Source organism: Candidatus Dormiibacterota bacterium (assembly GCA_036495095.1).
GTDB lineage: Bacteria > Chloroflexota > Dormibacteria > Aeolococcales > Aeolococcaceae > CF-96.
The window spans coordinates 1-15,917 of record DASXNK010000047.1 but is presented as its reverse complement, the minus strand read 5'-3'; the positions used below and the strand labels follow the sequence as shown (position 1 = coordinate 15,917).

The 15,917-nt window shown below is 76.0% G+C and carries 16 protein-coding genes; 6 read left to right on the top strand and 10 right to left on the bottom strand.

Annotated features, from left to right (window positions below):
• Positions 1-21: 21 nt before the first annotated feature.
• The 3 genes from VGL20_05180 to VGL20_05170 are packed head-to-tail and all read right to left on the bottom strand — an operon-like array spanning position 22 to position 2,524.
• A complete protein-coding gene (locus VGL20_05180) occupies positions 22-519 on the bottom strand; it encodes a hypothetical protein (protein HEY2703065.1) in 498 nt (165 codons plus the stop codon).
• Positions 520-541: 22 nt separating this feature from the next.
• A complete protein-coding gene (locus VGL20_05175) occupies positions 542-964 on the bottom strand; it encodes a hypothetical protein (protein ID HEY2703064.1) in 423 nt (140 codons plus the stop codon).
• Positions 965-1,003: 39 nt separating this feature from the next.
• Entirely contained in the window at positions 1,004-2,524 is a 1,521-nt protein-coding gene (locus tag VGL20_05170; protein ID HEY2703063.1) for a L,D-transpeptidase, read from the bottom strand.
• A 221-nt stretch (positions 2,525-2,745) separates the two neighbouring features.
• Between VGL20_05170 and VGL20_05165 the strand changes: the two genes are divergently transcribed.
• From VGL20_05165 to accA, 3 genes are read left to right on the top strand one after another with little or no spacing between them, the layout of a single operon-like run.
• A complete protein-coding gene (locus VGL20_05165) occupies positions 2,746-3,780 on the top strand; it encodes a beta-ketoacyl-ACP synthase III (protein HEY2703062.1) in 1,035 nt (344 codons plus the stop codon).
• On the top strand, positions 3,777-4,619 hold the full coding sequence (locus VGL20_05160) for an acetyl-CoA carboxylase carboxyltransferase subunit beta (protein HEY2703061.1): 843 nt from the start codon (positions 3,777-3,779) through the stop codon (positions 4,617-4,619). Before VGL20_05165 ends, VGL20_05160 begins: the two co-directional genes overlap by 4 nt.
• Positions 4,616-5,434 (top strand): carboxyltransferase subunit alpha, encoded by an 819-nt coding sequence (gene accA / locus VGL20_05155; protein ID HEY2703060.1) that lies wholly within the window; start codon positions 4,616-4,618, stop codon positions 5,432-5,434. Before VGL20_05160 ends, accA begins: the two co-directional genes overlap by 4 nt.
• A 167-nt stretch (positions 5,435-5,601) precedes the next feature.
• Here the strand turns inward: accA and VGL20_05150 are convergent, their stop codons facing one another.
• From VGL20_05150 to VGL20_05120, 7 genes are read right to left on the bottom strand one after another with little or no spacing between them, the layout of a single operon-like run.
• Positions 5,602-6,003 (bottom strand): prepilin-type N-terminal cleavage/methylation domain-containing protein, encoded by a 402-nt coding sequence (locus VGL20_05150; GenBank protein HEY2703059.1) that lies wholly within the window; start codon positions 6,001-6,003, stop codon positions 5,602-5,604.
• Between the two features lie 26 nt (positions 6,004-6,029).
• Positions 6,030-6,500, bottom strand: coding sequence for a hypothetical protein (locus VGL20_05145; protein HEY2703058.1), 471 nt, complete (start codon positions 6,498-6,500; stop codon positions 6,030-6,032).
• Positions 6,494-7,063, bottom strand: coding sequence for a prepilin-type N-terminal cleavage/methylation domain-containing protein (locus VGL20_05140; protein HEY2703057.1), 570 nt, complete (start codon positions 7,061-7,063; stop codon positions 6,494-6,496). The genes VGL20_05145 and VGL20_05140 overlap by 7 nt, the downstream gene beginning before the upstream one ends.
• Complete coding sequence (locus tag VGL20_05135; GenBank protein ID HEY2703056.1) at positions 7,060-7,566, bottom strand: prepilin-type N-terminal cleavage/methylation domain-containing protein; 507 nt, start codon at positions 7,564-7,566, stop codon at positions 7,060-7,062. The genes VGL20_05140 and VGL20_05135 overlap by 4 nt, the downstream gene beginning before the upstream one ends.
• Entirely contained in the window at positions 7,563-8,774 is a 1,212-nt protein-coding gene (locus tag VGL20_05130; protein HEY2703055.1) for a type II secretion system F family protein, read from the bottom strand. The genes VGL20_05135 and VGL20_05130 overlap by 4 nt, the downstream gene beginning before the upstream one ends.
• A gap of 8 nt (positions 8,775-8,782) precedes the next feature.
• Positions 8,783-10,501, bottom strand: coding sequence for an ATPase, T2SS/T4P/T4SS family (locus tag VGL20_05125; GenBank protein HEY2703054.1), 1,719 nt, complete (start codon positions 10,499-10,501; stop codon positions 8,783-8,785).
• Positions 10,498-10,779, bottom strand: a complete 282-nt coding sequence (locus VGL20_05120; protein ID HEY2703053.1) for a helix-turn-helix domain-containing protein — start codon at positions 10,777-10,779, stop codon at positions 10,498-10,500. Before VGL20_05120 ends, VGL20_05125 begins: the two co-directional genes overlap by 4 nt.
• Before the next feature lie 261 nt (positions 10,780-11,040).
• Here VGL20_05120 and VGL20_05115 point away from each other — a divergent pair, with 261 nt between their 5' ends.
• The 3 genes from VGL20_05115 to VGL20_05105 are packed head-to-tail and all read left to right on the top strand — an operon-like array spanning position 11,041 to position 15,823.
• Positions 11,041-12,186 carry a metallophosphoesterase gene (locus VGL20_05115; protein ID HEY2703052.1) on the top strand — a complete coding sequence of 382 codons (1,146 nt, stop codon included), beginning with the start codon at positions 11,041-11,043 and terminating at the stop codon, positions 12,184-12,186.
• Positions 12,183-15,011 (top strand): AAA family ATPase, encoded by a 2,829-nt coding sequence (locus VGL20_05110; GenBank protein ID HEY2703051.1) that lies wholly within the window; start codon positions 12,183-12,185, stop codon positions 15,009-15,011. The genes VGL20_05115 and VGL20_05110 overlap by 4 nt, the downstream gene beginning before the upstream one ends.
• Entirely contained in the window at positions 15,011-15,823 is an 813-nt protein-coding gene (locus VGL20_05105; GenBank protein HEY2703050.1) for a septal ring lytic transglycosylase RlpA family protein, read from the top strand. Before VGL20_05110 ends, VGL20_05105 begins: the two co-directional genes overlap by 1 nt.
• Positions 15,824-15,917: the final 94 nt, after the last annotated feature.

The following is a 15,917-nucleotide window of genomic DNA, read 5'->3' as shown; positions in this document are numbered from 1 at the left end:
GCTCCGGTCCAGCGACCGCGGTCAGGCCGGGGCGAAGCTGACCAGCGCGGCGCAGTTCAGCACCGCGAAGCCGCGCTGCACCGCACGCGGCTCGCCGCCGCTCAGCCAGAGCGCGGAGAGGTTGGTCACCGGGACGAAGGGCCCTGCCTCGCCGGAGAGGTGGTGGTCGAGGGTCACACCGGGCTCGAGATGCACCTCGCCGCGCATCGAGAAGGCCTGGGCGTTGAGCCGCACGGCGACGCGCTGCTTCTCCCGCCAGGCCTCGCGGTGGCGGGCGGCCTGGCCGACCTGGTCGCGCGGGCAGACCAGGCTGATCGCCGACTTGACGACGCTGAGCCGCTGGCCGTCGTCCACCCGGTGCTGGTGATCGGTGGCCGCCTCGACCACCGCGCCCCGCAGGTCGAGGACCGGGCCGGGTGCCGCCACCAGATCGGTGAGACGCCGCTCGGCGGCTCCCTCGAGCTCGCCGGTGAGCTTGAGGAAGGTGGTGTAGATCTCCACCCGGTGCCACTGGCTCATCGCGACGGGGTGGGCTCGGAGGCTAGCGGCCGGCGCCGGCGGGGATCTCCTCGCGCAGCGCCCGCTGCGCCGCGGCCCGCTTCTCCCGGCCGGCGCGCACCGCACCGATCAGCATGCAGCCCACCGCGACCGCGGCGAAGAGCAACCCGATGATCACCTTCTGGAAGCGCACCCCCTGGAAGAAGGGCTCGCTCACCTGGTCGGCATCGATGAACGACTTCTCCACCGGGGCGGCCCACACCGTCGAGATGAAGGCCCACATCATGCAGAAGGTGCCGACCATGTGCCAGATCGCCGAGACCCTCACCCGTCCGCGCCGCGGCCTGCTGGTCACCCAGAACGCCGCCAGCGAGATCACCAGCAGGACGACGTATGCGTTGAAGAGGAGGAACCCCAGGATCGTCGACACGATCTGATGGTCCGTCATGCCGGTGAAGAGATTCATCGGGTGGTGAGGATACCTCTCCGTGACGCCCCTGAGGGGTCAGTGGCCGCTGGGGGCGGGGGCGTTCATCGACTCCGCGCGGATCACCACGCGGGTGCCGATGTCGGCCCACGTGAAGAGCAGCTTCTCGGCGGCGAAGGGGACGTTGACGCAGCCGTGCGAGCCCCCCGCCTCGGTGCCCGGGCCGTAGGTGGCGCGCCAGGGCGCGTCGTGGATGCCGTGGCCCTGGTTGGTGAACCAGAGCACGTAGGTGACCGGGCTGTCCGGGTACCAGTACGGCGACCAGCGCGGGAAGTCGGAGTGCATCGTCCAGGGGTGGCTCTTGCGGAGCACCTGGAAGGCGCCGGTGGGGGTCGGAAGCGCCGGCCGGCCGGTGGTCACCGCGGTGGTGAGGAAGGTCGCCCCGTCCTGGTAGGCGGCGAGGCTCTGGTCGTGGAGGCTGATCAGGATGACCTTGCCCACCCCCAGGCTCGCGGTGACCACCCTGGCCTGCAGCGGTGCCACCAGCGCGCCCGCCTGGCTGGCGACGTCGCCGAAGCCGCTGGTGGTGCCGGTGCTGTCGAGCCGCGACTGCAGGGCGTCGAGCTGGGAGGGCACGGTCCCCGGGTCGATCTTGTAGGAGAGGGCGCTCTGCACCGCCTGGCGCGCGTCGGCCATCGCCCCGTAGGCGCTGGAGCGCGCCGACAGCAGCGTGGAGATGCTGTTCGCCGGCGAGCTGACCGCGGCGGTGACGGCGTCGTACTGGTCCTGGGTGGTGGCCGCCGCCAGCTGCGGGTGCACCGCGGCGATCGCGTCGACCCAGGGCTGGATCTGCAGCTGCGGGAACCGCGCCGCCTGGGCGATCAGCCCGTCGGCCCGCGCCACCGCGCCCTGGGCGCGCGCCTGGCTGGCGTTGAGGGCGGCGACGGCGGCGTCGGCGGCGCGCTTCGCGTCGGTGCGCTGCCCCAGGTCGGCGACGTGCTGGTGGACCCCGACCACCGCGGCGTCGACCTGGGTGGGGGTCGCCGCCCGAGCGACGGTGTCGCGGACCCCGGCGAGGAAGGTGGCGTCGGCGGCGGCGTCGAGGCCCACCGAGCGCGCCGCGGCGATGGCGGCGTCGAGCTCGCCGATCACGCCGGCGACCCGCTGGCGGGCGCTCCCGGTGGCGGTCACCTGGATCGCGTCGACCCGGCCCACCAGGCTGCGGAGGCCCGCCGACTGGCGCTGGAGCCGGCCGATCTCGCCGTTGTCGAACCAGCCGAGGTGGGGGGCGAGCGGGCTGCCCGAGAGCAGCGCCGCCTCGGCCGACAGCACCGGGGAGAGCTGGTCGGTGCTGATCCCGTCGCTCTGGGCACGGGCCACCGCCGCGTCGATCACCCGCTTGGCGGCGGCGCGGTCGGCGCGGGCCTGGACCAGCCGGTTCTGCTGGTCGTGATAGACGCCGAGTCCGGTGCCCGAGCCCACCACCAGGATCGCGGCGACCACGGCGAGCGCGAGCCCGACCAGGAGCCGGCGACGGTGGGGGAGACGGAGGCGGTGGGACGGCCGGCTGAGCTGCAGGGACGGATCGGAGGTACTCATGGGTGTCCAACCAAACGCTCGGTGGTGCGTCGTCGTTTCGGCCGGTGCAACGATAGCGTGGAGGTGAGCCCGGTGGCGCGCCTGAGGCGGAGATGGCGTTCGGGGCACCGGTCGGCGGTTCGACCGCCATGCCGACCCCAGGCCATCAGCTCCTTCGTCGCCGGCGGCCTTCCCCCCGCCGGCCGTAACCGCGGGTGCCGGTGACGCTTACCATCGTCACGATGGCGAGCCCTCCGCCGACGAACAGCACCGCGACGCTGGCCCTCGACACCGCCCCGGCGGACGCACGGATCCGCGCCGGCGTCCTCGGGATCGGCGCCTACGCCCCCGAGGGCGTGATCACCAACGCCGAGCTGGAGGCGAAGGTCGAGACCTCCGACGCCTGGATCATGGAGCGCACCGGCATCCGCGAGCGCCGCCGCGCCGGCTCCGGCGAGACCGCCTCCTCGATGGGCGCCGAGGCGGCGCGGGCGGCGCTCGAGCGCGCCGGCAACCCCCGGGTCGACGCCGTGCTCGTCGCCACCGCCAGCCCGGACACGCTCTTCCCCTCGACCGCCTGCCTGGTGCAGCGCCGCCTCGACCTCGGCGGCATCCCCGCCTTCGACCTCGGCGCCGCCTGCAGCGGGTTCATCTACGGCCTGGTCGTGGCCGAGTCGCTGATCCGCTCCGGGCGCATCGGCACCGCGCTGGTGATCGGCAGCGAGGCGATGACCAGCCTGGTCGACTACGGCGACCGCTCCACCTGCGTGCTCTTCGGCGACGGCGCCGGCGCGGTGGTGCTGGGGGCGGCCGACGGAGGCGGCATCCACGCCGCCCGGTGGGGCGCCGACGGCGGTCAGGCGGACCTCATCTACTACGGCACCCCGGCGGACGACGACGAGGCCGAGCCGGGGGTTCGGATGGCCGGCAAGGGCACCTTCCGGCTCGCCGTCGAGCGGCTCACCGAGATGGGCCAGGGCCTCTGCGCCGACGCCGGCTGGAGCGTCGACGACGTCCACCACGTCATCCCCCACCAGGCCAATCTGCGCATCGTCGAGGCCACCGCCAAGCGGCTCGGGGTGGGCATGGACCGGGTCTACTTCAACGGCGACCGCTTCGGGAACACCTCGAGCGCGTCGATCCCGCTGGCGCTCGCCGACGCCGACCGCACCGGCCGGCTGCGCCGTGGCGACCGCATCGTCTCGGTGGCCTTCGGCTCCGGGGCGACCTGGGGCGGGGTCGCCCTGGAATGGTCCCTGGAGCCTCCGCCGAGGTGAGCCTGCGGGGCGCTCCCCTGCGTGGCCCGGGGCCGCGGCTGCGCCCGGTCGCACCGCCCGGCACCGTCGCCTGCCCCGCCTGCGCGCGCCGCGTGGTCGCCGCCCGGTGGGAGGAGATGCTCGGCGTCTGCCCCGCCTGCGGCCACCACGCCCGCGTCCCCGCCGCCACCCGCGCCGCCCAGCTCGCCGACCCGGGCAGCCTCGAGCCGGTCGACCACGTCGTCGAGGACCGCGACCCGCTGGGCTTCGACGACGGGGCCCCCTACCCGGCGCGGATCCGCGCCGCCCGGGCCGAGAGCGGCACCGGGGAGGCGATGGTCACCGCCCGGGCGGCGCTCGACGGCGTGCCCGCGGTGCTGGTGTGCATGGAGTTCGCCTTCCTGGGCGGGTCGCTCGGGTCGGTGGCGGGAGAGCTCTTCGCCCGCGCCTGCGAGCTCGCGGTCGACGAGCGGCGGGCGCTGCTCGCGGTCTGCGTCTCCGGGGGCGCCCGGATGCAGGAGGGCATCGTCTCGCTCGCCCAGATGGCGCGCTGCACCACCGGCACGGCGCTGCTCGCCCGCGCCCGGCTGCCCTACGTGAGCGTGCTCGCCGATCCCTGCTTCGGCGGGGTCACCGCCTCCTTCGCCACCCAGGCCGACGTCATCCTCGCCGAGCCGCTGGCGCGGATCGGCTTCGCCGGGGGACGGGTGATCGAGCAGGCGACCCACTCCCGGCTCCCCGAGGGGTTCCAGACCGCGGAGTTCCTGCTCGCCCACGGCATGGTCGACGCCGTGGTGCCGCGGGCCGAGCTCCGCGCCACCGCCGGCCGGGTGCTCCGAGCCCTCACCGCGATGCCGTGATCGAGGCCACCGAGGCCGCCGCGCGAGAGCGCGACGCCATCGCCGCCGTCGACCTCGCCCGCCATCCCGGGCGACCCCGCGCGCTGCACGTGATCGGCCGCATCCTCACCGACTTCACCGAGCTGCGCGGCGACCGGCTCTTCGGCGACGACCGCGCCGTGGTCGGCGGCACCGCCCGGCTGGGATCGCGCTGGGTGATGGTGATCGGCCAGGAGAAGGGCTCGGACGCGCTCACCCGCGCGGTGCACAACTTCGGGATGCCCCATCCCGAGGGCTACCGCAAGGCGCAGCGGCTGATGCGCCTGGCGGAGCGCTTCGGGCTCCCGGTCGTCTGCCTCATCGACACCCCGGCGGCGCACGCCGGCATCGGAGCCGAGGAGCGCGGCCAGGCCTGGGCGATCGCCGAGTCGCTGTCGCTCATGCTCGGCCTGCGCGTCCCCGTGGTGAGCGCCGTGCTCAGCGAGGGGGGCAGCGGCGGCGCCCTCGCCCTCGGCGTCGCCGACCGGGTGCTCGCCCTCGAGCGGGCGATCTACACGGTGGCCCCACCGGAGACCTGCGCCGCCATCCTCTACCGCGACGCCGCCCAGCGCGCCCGGGCGGCGGCCGCGCTGCGCCCCGGGGTCGACACCGCCCACCGCCTCGGTCTGGTCGACGAGCTGATCCCCGAGCCCGAGCCCGGCGCCCACGCCCACCCCGAGCTGGTGATCGCGGCGCTGCGCGGAGCGCTGGTGCGGCACCTCGAGGAGCTCTGCCGGCTCAGCCCCGACGAGCTGGTCGCCGCCCGCGCCCGCCGCCACCGATTGGCGGCCGGGTGAGGCCGGGCCGCCGGCCCGCGCCCCGTGGGCGGGCCGGTCGGCCACCTCGCTCAACCCTTCCTGGCGGGCTGTCCCGCTCGCTTCCGTCGCCGTCCGGTGCAGTGTCCGGCGTCGAGTGCGTCAACCGTATAACCCGGAAGTGAAGGGAATACCTGCGCTGGGGCTGCCTAGGGCACCCGGGTGTGGCCGTCGGAGGGCAGGATCCCGGTCACCGTGCCGTCGGCGCGGATCGACGGCGCACCGTCGTCGGGGTTGTCGGCGTTGAGGCGCGCGCACGAGTGCGGCGTGGCCCGGATGTACTGGCCCAGCTGCGCGTAGGTGGGCACCGGTCCGGGGGCGCCGGTGGTCGCGTCGGCGTGGTCGTTGCGGTAGGCGTCGACCGCCGCCTGCACCGTGCCCACGTCGGTGCGACAGGCCGCATCGCCGCCGCGGTCGTGAACACCGGACACGTTGAATGCGACGATCGCGGCCAGAACTCCCAGGATCGCGATGACGACGAGGAGCTCGATCAGGGTGAACCCCGACTCGCCCCTGCGCCGCGACCGCACCGGGCGCCTCGGCTGCCTCATGACTTCCTCCCCAAGATGAGCGTCGCTCACCGATAGTTGAACGCCCGTGTCGACAAAGTCTTGCCGGGGGCGGGGCCGACGCCGATCTCGACGGACGCCCCCGGCGCCGACGGCGAGCCCGCCACCGTGCCGCTGGCGGCGTAGGTGCCGGGCACGGGCCCGCCCGCGGGCGCGGCCGGCGGACAGGGGATGGGGCGCCCGGCGGCGTCGTGCGCGGACATCGGGCCGAAGCTCACCACCGAGCCGCCGACGGTGACGCTGCCGGTGAGCCCGTCGCAGCCGGCCCCCGCCGCGACCGCACTCCGGGCCAGCGCCGCGGGCGCCTCGGAGAGGGCGTGGGCGGCGTCGCCGGCGGCGGCGGCCGCGACCGTCCCCTGGGTGGCGCCGGCGAGGCGCAGGACCGCCACCCCCCAGAGGGTGAACAGCCCGAGGAAGGCGAGGGCGATGAGCAGCGCCTGGCCACGTTCGCCGCGGCGGCGCCGGCGGCGGCTCAGCACGGCCGCGGCTCGCCGACCAGCGGGCGGGCGCTGAAGGCCGCCTGCTGCGCCCGCCCGGCGGGGCCGGCGGTGATCCTGACGGTGACGGCGTCGGTCCAGCCCGCGACCGGGTGGGCGTCGGCGCCGATGGCACCCACCTCGCGACCGAGCTCGGCGGAGACCAGGTCGCCGCTGGCGGTCAGGCTCTCGCGCCGGAGCACCGCCCCCTCCAGCCGGTAGCGGACCGTGTCGCAGCCCCCGGCGGGGTCCGGCCAGGCCAGGCACAGGGCCGCGCCGGCGGCACAGAGGTCGGCCATCGCCGGCGGGCAGGCGCCGAGGGTGGCCGCCGGGGTCACCACGCAGCCGGCGCGGGCGACGTCGGCGGACACCGCGCGCTCCAGCACCACCACGTCGGCGGAGCCGCGGAGCCGGTCGGGCACGCCGCCGGTGCCGAGGGTGCGCAGCCCGGCGTCGACGGCGGCGGTGAGGCCGACGCCGATCACCCCGAGGATGCTCAGCGATACCACCAGCTCGATCAGGGTCATCCCCCGCTGGCGGCGGAGGCGGCGGCGTGCGGGCCTCACCCGCCCGCCCCCTTCCACACGTCGCGGCTGAGGGTGCGGCCCCCGGAGGCCACCTCCACGGTGACCCGCTGGATGCCGTGGTCGCAGGCCTCGGCGGCGGTGGCGCTGCAGGGCGACACCGAGGCCTGCGCTCCGGTGGGGGTGCAGAGGGTGGCCGGCGCGGTCACCGTGCCGGTGTCGGAGCGCAGCGCCGGAGCCGCGTCGGGGCGGGTGACCGCGGTCACCGCGACGCTCACGCCGGGGACGGTGACGGTGACGGCGTAGCCGGCCGCCTCCCCCACCCCGGCGCAGGCGAGGTAGGGGGCGGCGCGCAGCTGGTCGGAGGCGGTGCGCAGCGCCGCGGTCAGCGCCGACTGGCCGCGCGCCACCGCGGCGCTGCGCTCGGCGCCGGCGAACCCGCCCACGATGGCGGCGACGCCCGCGGTCATCACCGCCACGGTGACGAGCATCTCGACGAGGGTGACGCCGCGCTCGCCGCCGCGCCCGCCCCGGACCGCCCTCACCTGATCGCACCGGCGAGCGAGTAGATGGCGCTGACCATGGAGATGGCGAGGAACCCGACCATCACCGCGACGCCGACGATCAGCACCGGTTCGGCGACCGCGGTCAGCCGCTTGATCCGGAACTCCAGCTCCTCGCCGTACATCTCCGACGCCTCGTGGAGGTGGACGTCCAGGGTGCCGGTCTCCTCGCCGACGCGGATCATCTGGGTCACCATCGGGGGGAACAGGCCGGTGCGCCGCAGCGGCCGGCTGAAGCCCTCGCCGACGGTCATCTGCGCAGCCACCTCGCGGAGCGCGCGGCGGTAGACCCGGTTGCCGGTGGTGGCGATGATCACCGGGAAGATCTGGGTGATCGGCACCCCGGCGACGAGCATGTCGCTGAGGGTGCGGCAGAAGCGCTCCACCGCCGCCGCCCGGGCCATGCGGCCGATCAGCGGAAGGCGCAGCACCAGCCGGTCGCGGGTCATCCGGCCGGTGTCGGTGCGGAGCAGGCGGCCGCCGGCGAGCACGAGGACGAGCGCGGCCAGGGCGATCGCCACGGCGTGCTCGCGGAGCCCGTCGGAGACCCCGAGCAGCAGCCGCACCGCGACCGGCAGGCCGGCGTGGTACTCGCGGAAGAGCTCGCGGAACTGGGGCAGCACGAAGGCCACCATCCCCGCGGCGATGATCGTCGCCATCCCCAGCACCACCGCCGGATAGGTCATCGCGGAGTGGATGCGGCGGCGGGCGGCGGCCTCGCGCTCGATGTGACGCCCCGCCTGGCCGAGCACGGCGTCGAGGTCACCGGAGACCTCGGCGGCGCGGACCATGTCGACCATCAGCGCCGGGAACACGGTGGGATGGGCGGCGAGCGCCTCGCTGAGGGAGGCGCCGCGCTCGAGGTCCGAGACCATCGAGGTGCACGCCGCCCGCATCCGCGACCCACCGCTCTGCTCGCCGATGGTGGTCACCGCGGTGGTCACCGGGATGCCGACGCGGACGAAGGTGGCCAGCTGGCGGCAGAACATCACCACCTGGGCGGGGCGCACCGCGAAGGCCGCGGGGAAGAGCGTCGCGGGCGAGAGCGAGCGGCGGCGGCGGCGCACCTCGACGACCCGCAGCGAGCGCGCCGCCAGGGCGTCGCGCACGTCGCCGGGCCGGGTCGCCTCCATCAGTCCGCGCACCGGGTCGCCGTCGCCGGTGAAGGCGCGGTAGGCGTAGAGCTGCACCGCGTCTCCTAGATGATGTACACGGTGCGCATCACCTCGGCGATGGTCGTCCCGCCAGCGTCGATGACGTCGCAGCCCGCCTCCTGCAGGGTGCGCATGCCGCCGGCCACGGCGGTGTCGCGCAGCTCCGTGTGGGTCGCGCGCCGCACCACCAGCTCGCGGAGCCGGTCGTCGAGCTGCAGGCACTCGAAGACCCCGGTGCGGTCATAGAAACCGGTGCGCGCGCAGCGCGGGCAGCCGGTGCCCATCCGCGGCGCCGACGGCGGCGGGCCGCCGCGCACCGACTGGTAGAAGGCCAGCTCCTCGCCGCGCGGCTCGTACTCGACGCTGCAGCGGGCGCACACCTGGCGCACCAGCCGCTGGGCGACCACGCCGACCACCGCGGAGGCCACCAGGAACGGCTCGATGCCCATGTCGAGGAAGCGGTGCAGCGCCCCGATCGAGTCGGCGGCGTGGAGGGAGCAGAGCACCAGGTGGCCGGTGAGCGCGGACTGGATGGCGATCTCCGCGGTCTCGACGTCGCGCACCTCGCCGACGAGGATCACGTCGGGGTCCTGGCGGAGGATGGCGCGCAGCCCGTTGGCGAAGGTCATCCCGGCGAGGCGGTTGATCTGGATCTGGTTGATGCCCGCGAACTGGTACTCGACCGGGTCCTCGATGGTGGTGATGTTCCGGGTGGCGCGGTCGAGCTCGTTGAGCGCCGAGTAGAGGGTGGTGGTCTTGCCTGCGCCGGTGGGCCCGCTGACGATCAGCAGGCCGTAGGGGGAGCCGACGATCCGCCGCATCCGGTCCTGCTCGTGGTGACCGAGGCCCAGGTCGGTGAGCGGCACCAGCGAGCGCGAGCGGTCGAGCAGGCGGAGCACCACCTTCTCGCCCCAGATCGTCTCCACGGTGGCGACCCGGATGTCGATGGCACGGCCGTCGACCTCCACCGCGATCTGGCCGTCCTGGCTGCGGTGGCGGTCGACGATGTCCATGTTGGCGAGGATCTTCAGCCGCGACGAGATCGGCGCCGCCAGCGAGCGCGGCAGCGACTGGAAGTCGTGGAGGGCGCCGTCGACGCGAAAGCGGATGCGCAGGTGGTCGGCCTGGGGCTCGATGTGGATGTCCGAGGCGCGGTCGCGCAGCGCCTGGGTGAGCAGCAGGTCGACGATCTGCACCACCGGCGCGTCGGCCCGCAGGGGCAGCACCTCGGCGGGCCCGCGGTGGGCGTGGTCGGCGTCGACGGCGCGACGCACCGCCTCCTGGACCCTCTCGGTCACGGTGTAGTGGCGGTCGAGGGCGCGCTGCATCGCCGCCGGGCCGGCCAGCTCCAGCAGCACCGGACGCTCGGCGTGGGCGGTCAGAGCGGCGACCAGGCCGGGCTCGTCCGGGGTGGTGGTGGCGGCGTGGAGGCGCCCCCTGTCGTCGAGGCGCATCGGCATCACCCCGCGCTCGCGCGCGAAGCCCGCCTCCACGACGAGCACCGCCTCCTCCTCGACCGTGACCTGGTCGAGGTCGACGGGGGTGCGGCCGGTCTGCTCGCCGAGCGCGGCGAGGATCTCCGCCTCGGAGACGCCGAGGTCGAGCAGGTGGTCGCCGAGATGGCGCGGATCGCGACGCTGCCGGCGCAGCGCAGCCTGGACCGTGGAGGCGGACGCGGCCCCCCGCTCGACGAGCAGCTCGCCGAGCGGACGGCGCGACCCGGGCACCGCAGGTGGCACCGCGTCCCGCCGGAGCAGCTTCACCTCGTCTCGGTGGCCTCCGAGGCTCGGTCGATCGCCGGTGCGCCCCGAAGCTCGATGGCGTCCTTGCCATGCGAGTCGGGCTCGGTGACGAAGTCGCCGTCCGGATACGCCAGCGCGCGGGCCCGGAAGGCCAGCAGGTCCTCCTTGCGGAAGCGCCGGTGCTGCCCCGGGGTCACGAGGGCGGGCCGCAGCAGCCCCCGTTGGATCGCTCGAACCACCGTCGGCTTGCTGACGCCGAGCAACTCGGCCGCCTGCCCGGTGGTCAGGTACTCACTCATTCCCCACCTCGGTATCGTTCCCCTCCCGGCCTCCGCTGTGAACGGAGGCTCCCCGGAGCCCTCGGACCCCGGAACCGCTGACTGTTCAGCGCTACAAAGACAACGCAACCCGGACGGAAGGCTTGCGTGAACTGACCGGACGTGAGCGTCCGGAAGGTCAGGAGCGCCTGTGGCGCATCACCCGGGTGCCGTGGTAGCCTGCTCCTGCGAACCGATGTTCGCGGTGGCCCCTCTCCCGTGGCGTTCCGTCACCGAGGCCCCATGCCCTTCCGTCTCCTGCACATCTCCGACCTCCATCTGGACCGCGCCTTCGCCGGTGTGGGCTGCTTCGGGGAGGTGGCACGCCGCCGCCGCGAGGGGCTGCGCGACGCCCTGCGGCGGGCCGGCGAGGCCGCCCGCCAGACCGGCTGCGACGCGGTCACCATCGGCGGCGACCTCTACGAGCACGAGCACGCCGGGCTCGACACCGGGCGCTTCCTGGTCGACACCTTCACGTCGTGGCAGCCGATGCGGGTCTTCCTCGCCCCCGGCAACCACGACGCGCTGCTCCCCGGCAGCCTCTACGAGCGGATGCGGTGGCCCGAGAACGTCCACCTCTTCACCGGCGCCACCCTCGAGCCGGCGCCGCTCGCCGACGGCCTGAGCCTCTGGGGGCTGGCCCACCGCGACCCCGCCTGGAGCGGCGACCCGCTGGAGGGCCCCGAGGTGGGCGGCGGGGTTCACCTCGCCCTGTTCCACGGCGCCGAGCTGGGCGGCCGGCCCCCCGGGAAGTCGCTGCACGGCCCGTTCCAGGCCGAGCGCATCGCCCGGCGCGGGTTCGCCGCAGCGCTCTGCGGCCACTACCACCGCCGCCGCGTCGACCCCGTCGCCCGGCTGCTCTACCCGGGCAGCCCGGAGCCGCTCACCTTCGACGAGGAGGGGGGCCGCGGGCCGGTGGTGGTCGAGGTGTCCGAGCGGGGCGTGGTCGACTACCAGCCGCTCACCCTCAACCGCTGGACCGCGGTCCAGCACGACTGCGACCTGGAGGGCTCGGGCTCCTCGAGCGAGGCGGTGGAGCGGGCCCGGGTGGCGGCGCGCGAGGCGCTCGCCGGGCTGGCGCCGGAGCGCACCATGCTCCGCCTGTCCCTCCGCGGCGAGGTCAACCCCGACCTCGCCCTCGACCTGCCGCGGGTCGAGGCCGCGGTCGCCGACGCCACCGGCGCCGCCACGGTGCGCCTTCGTGACCTCACCAGCCCGGCGATCGACCTCGACGCCGCCGCCGCCGACCGCACCGCGCGGGGCGCCTTCACCCGGTCGGTGCTCAAGGCCATCGACAACGAGGACGACCCCCGCGAGCGCGCCCTGCTCGGCGACACCCTCCGCTACGGGCTCCAGGCGCTGGGCGGAGCCGAGGTCGGCCTCCGATGAGGCTGGAGCGGCTCGAGGTCGGGGGGTTCGGGCGCCTCCGCGACCTGCGCCTCGACCTCGCCCCCCGGGTGACGGTGCTCTGGGGCGCCAACGAGGCGGGCAAGTCGACGGTCCACCGGGCGGTGCGCGTCGCCCTCTACGGCATCGCGGCGGGGGGGCCCGGGCGTGCCGTGGAGCGCAGCGACTGGGTGCGCTGGCAGCCCTGGGACGCGGGCAGCTACGGGCTGGCTCTGACCTACTCGCTCGGCGACGGCCGGCGCTACCGGGTCGCCCGCCGGCTGGAGGAGCGCGAGCAGGTCGCCCAGGTGCAGCAGATCGGCGGTCGCGATGTCACCGACCGGTTCCGCAGCGGGCGGCTGGTGGTGCCCGGCCTCGTCCACCTCGGCATCGACGAGGCGGTGTTCTGCGCCACCGCCTGCCTCGGCGAGGACGGGCTGCGGCCGGACGCGCCCGACGCCGCCGCCCAGCGGGCCGACCGCCTCCAGGAGGCGATCCAGCGGCTCGCCGACTCCGCCAGCCGGGCCACCGCGGCCGAGGCGCTGGCCCGGCTGCGGCAGGCGATGGACCGGGTGGGCACCGAGGCGCGCTCGCGCAGCCCCCTCGGCGCCGCCACGGCGCGGCTCCGCCGGGTCGAGACCGAGCTGCTCCGGGCCCGCGACCGCACCGAGGCCACCGCCCGGGAGATGGAGCGCCTCGGCGCCCTGGAGCGCACCGCCGCCAGCGCCGCCGCCCGCCGCAGCGAGTGCGAGCGCGAGTGGCTGGCGGGCCGGCTGGCCGTGCTCGGCGCCACCCGGCGAGCCCTGGCGACCGCCCAGGAGGAGGCCGGCCGGCTCGAGACCCTGACCGAGACCTGGCGCGGCTTCGCCACCTTCCCGGTGGAGTGCGAGGAGCGGGTGACCGCCCTCGGCGGCGAGCTCCGCCAGCTCGAGGAGGTGGCCGCCGACGCCCAGCGCCGCTGGAACGACGCCCGCGAGCGGCTCCACGCCGCCGAGCGCCGCCGGCTCGAGATCGCCACCTCGATCCGCGCCCTCGGACGGGTGCCCCGCCTCGACCGCGACGACCTCGTGCAGGCGCGGGCGCTGGCCACCGAGGTCGCGTCGGAGGGGGCGGTGGCCCGCCGCGCCGAGGAGCTGCACACCGCGGAGGCGCGGGCGGCGGGGCTCCGCCGCGAGATCGCCGCCACCGGGCTCGCCTGCATCCCCCCCGGCGACCTCGACGCCGTGGGGCCGCTGATCGCCACCGCCTCCACCGGCCCGCAGCGCCGCCGGCTGCGGCCGCTGCAGCGCGGCACCGGCGCGGTCGGGCCGCTGGCCGCGCTCGGCGCCCTCGCCGCCGGCCACGGCAGGGTGGCGCTGGGGATCCTGCTGGCCGCGCTCGCGGTCGTCGCCGCGAGCTTCCTGGTCGAGCGCTTCGCCGGCGGGCCCGCCCAGGCGGCGCGGCGCCAGCTGTCCCAGCGGTGCCCCGGGCTCGACCTCACCGAGGAGGGCCTGTGCCGGGCCACCGGCCGCCTCCCCGACCTCCGCCGCCTCCACGCCGACCGCCAGCGCCAGGAGCTGCTGGTCGAGGCCGGCCGTGCGGAGCTGGAGACCGCCACCGCACGGATCCGCGAGCTCACCGCCCGCTGCCTGCAGCTGGCGGCGCGGATCCCCGTCGAGCTCCCGGCGCCGGCCGGGGCGGCCGAGCTCACCGCCGCCGACGGCCTGCTCGGCCGGGCCCGGCAGGCGCTCACCGCGGTCGCCGCCGCCGAGGACGCCGGCCGCCGCCGCGCCGAGCTCGAGGCCGAGGACGGCCGGCTGGCCGGCGAGGAGAGCGCCGGACGCGAGCTCCGCGAGGAGGCGGATCGGAAGGCGGCGGCCCGCACCGAGCTCGCCGCCGAGCTGGCCGGGCACCTCGCCGCCGCGGGGCTCCCCGCCGACCCCGACAGCGCCCGCGCCGTCGCCGCCTTCCGCCAGGGGGCGGCGACCCGGCGCCAGTTCGAGGCCGCCCGCGACCGCCTCGACGAGGTCCGCCGGCGGCTGGCCGCAATCGGCGCGGGCGACGAGCGCGCCCTCGCCCGCCAGGCCGGGCAGATGGAGCAGGAGCTGGGCCGCCGCGGCGGCGACCCCGCGGCGGCGGCCCAGGGCAAGCCCCTCGACGCCACCGCCCTCCGCCACCTCGAGATCGCCGCCGAGCGTGCCCGCGACGCCGCCGCCTCCGCGCTCAACGAGGCCTCCGGCCTGCGCGAGCGGCTCCGCGGCCTCCTCGACTCCCTCCCCTCGATCGCCGACCTCGAGGACGAGCGCGCCGCCTGCATGGTGGTCCGCGAGCGCGCGCTGCGCCAGCTCGAGGCACTGCGGCGGGCCAGCGCGCTGATCGAGGAGTCGGCGCGGCGGGTCCATCGGGAGGTCGCACCCCGGCTCGCCGCCTCGGTGGCCGGCCGCCTGGCGCTGCTCACCGAGGGCGCCTACGACGAGGTCCACGTCGACCCCGAGCGCTTCGCGGTCCGCCTCCACAGCCGCGGCCGCCCCGACCTGATCCCGGTGGAGCACGTCTCCCACGGCACCCGCGACCAGGTCGGCCTGCTCCTGCGCCTCGCCCTCACCGAGGTGCTCGGCGAGGCGGGCGAGCCGGTGCCGCTGCTGCTCGACGACCCGCTGCTCAGCTCCGACCCGCGCCGCCGCCGCACCGCGGTCGAGTTCCTGCTCCGGCTCAGTGCCGACACCCAGGTGCTGCTCACCACCGCCGACCCGGCGGTCGCCGAGCAGGTCGCGGCCAGCGGTGTCGAGGGCTGCACCGCGGTGAACCTCGACGAGCTCACCGCCCGCCGCGGGGTGCGGATCGCCTAGTGGCCCGGGGCGGCCGTGCCCTCGCCGCGGTGGTCGCCGCGCTCGTCGCCATGGGTGTCGTGTCGCCGGCAGTGGCCCCGGGAGCGACCGCGGAGAGCTGCACCGCGTCCTTCTACGACCACGGCACCACGACGGCGAGCGGCGAGCCCTTCGACGTCAACGCGATGACCGCCGCGCACCGGACGCTGCCCTTCGGCACCATGGTCCAGGTCACCGACACCGACAACGGGAGGTCGGTCGCCGTCCGCATCAACGACCGGGGCCCGTACGCCCCGGGGTGGTGCATCGACCTCACCCGCGCCGCCTTCGAGCGGCTCGCCCCGGCGTCGCGGGGGGTGCTGCCGGTGACGGTCACCCTCGCCGCGCCGGTGACGACCGCCCGCGACCTCGCCGCCCGGATCCTCGCCGAGCAGCGGATCAGCCTCGCCACCATGCATCTCGACCCCCGCGGCGACGAGCCCCCGGACGGCGCCAGCGCCCGGGACAACATCAGCGACACCGCCCATGGGCTCCCGGCCCGGCGCAGCTCCTACGGGAAGGCGCGGGGAGGGACCGTCACCCTCGGCACCGCCATGCTCACCGGCATGCTCCACCGGGCGTCGGAGTTCGACTTCAGCGTCTCCGAGATCGCCGGCGGGTCCCACTCCTCCCGGTCGCGGAGCGGCGCGGGGGTGGCGTTCGACGTGGACACCATCAACGGCCGCCAGGTCCTCCGCATCGGCGCCGACGAGCGACGGTTCATGGACGGCTGCCGGGCCGACGGTGCGACCGACGTCCGCTTCGAGGGGCTCCACATCCACTGCGGCTGGTGAGGGGCCTCGCAGTGGCCGGCTCGTCCTGGTGGCCGCTTCCCGAGGGCGCGGTGGGCCGGGCGACGGGGCTCGGCGGGGACGCCGGCGATCGCTT

Bases quoted from the DNA above. Each gene is read 5' to 3' on its own strand.
- VGL20_05170 (HEY2703063.1), bottom strand. From the start codon at position 2,524: ATGAGTACCTCCGATCCGTCCCTGCAGCTCAGCCGGCCGTCCCACCGC.
- VGL20_05120 (HEY2703053.1), bottom strand. From the start codon at position 10,779: ATGAGTGAGTACCTGACCACCGGGCAGGCGGCCGAGTTGCTCGGCGTC.
- VGL20_05150 (HEY2703059.1), bottom strand. From the start codon at position 6,003: ATGAGGCAGCCGAGGCGCCCGGTGCGGTCGCGGCGCAGGGGCGAGTCG.
- VGL20_05115 (HEY2703052.1), top strand. From the start codon at position 11,041: ATGCCCTTCCGTCTCCTGCACATCTCCGACCTCCATCTGGACCGCGCC.
- VGL20_05180 (HEY2703065.1), bottom strand. From the start codon at position 519: ATGAGCCAGTGGCACCGGGTGGAGATCTACACCACCTTCCTCAAGCTC.
- VGL20_05175 (HEY2703064.1), bottom strand. From the start codon at position 964: ATGAATCTCTTCACCGGCATGACGGACCATCAGATCGTGTCGACGATC.
- VGL20_05110 (HEY2703051.1), top strand. From the start codon at position 12,183: ATGAGGCTGGAGCGGCTCGAGGTCGGGGGGTTCGGGCGCCTCCGCGAC.
- VGL20_05165 (HEY2703062.1), top strand. From the start codon at position 2,746: ATGGCGAGCCCTCCGCCGACGAACAGCACCGCGACGCTGGCCCTCGAC.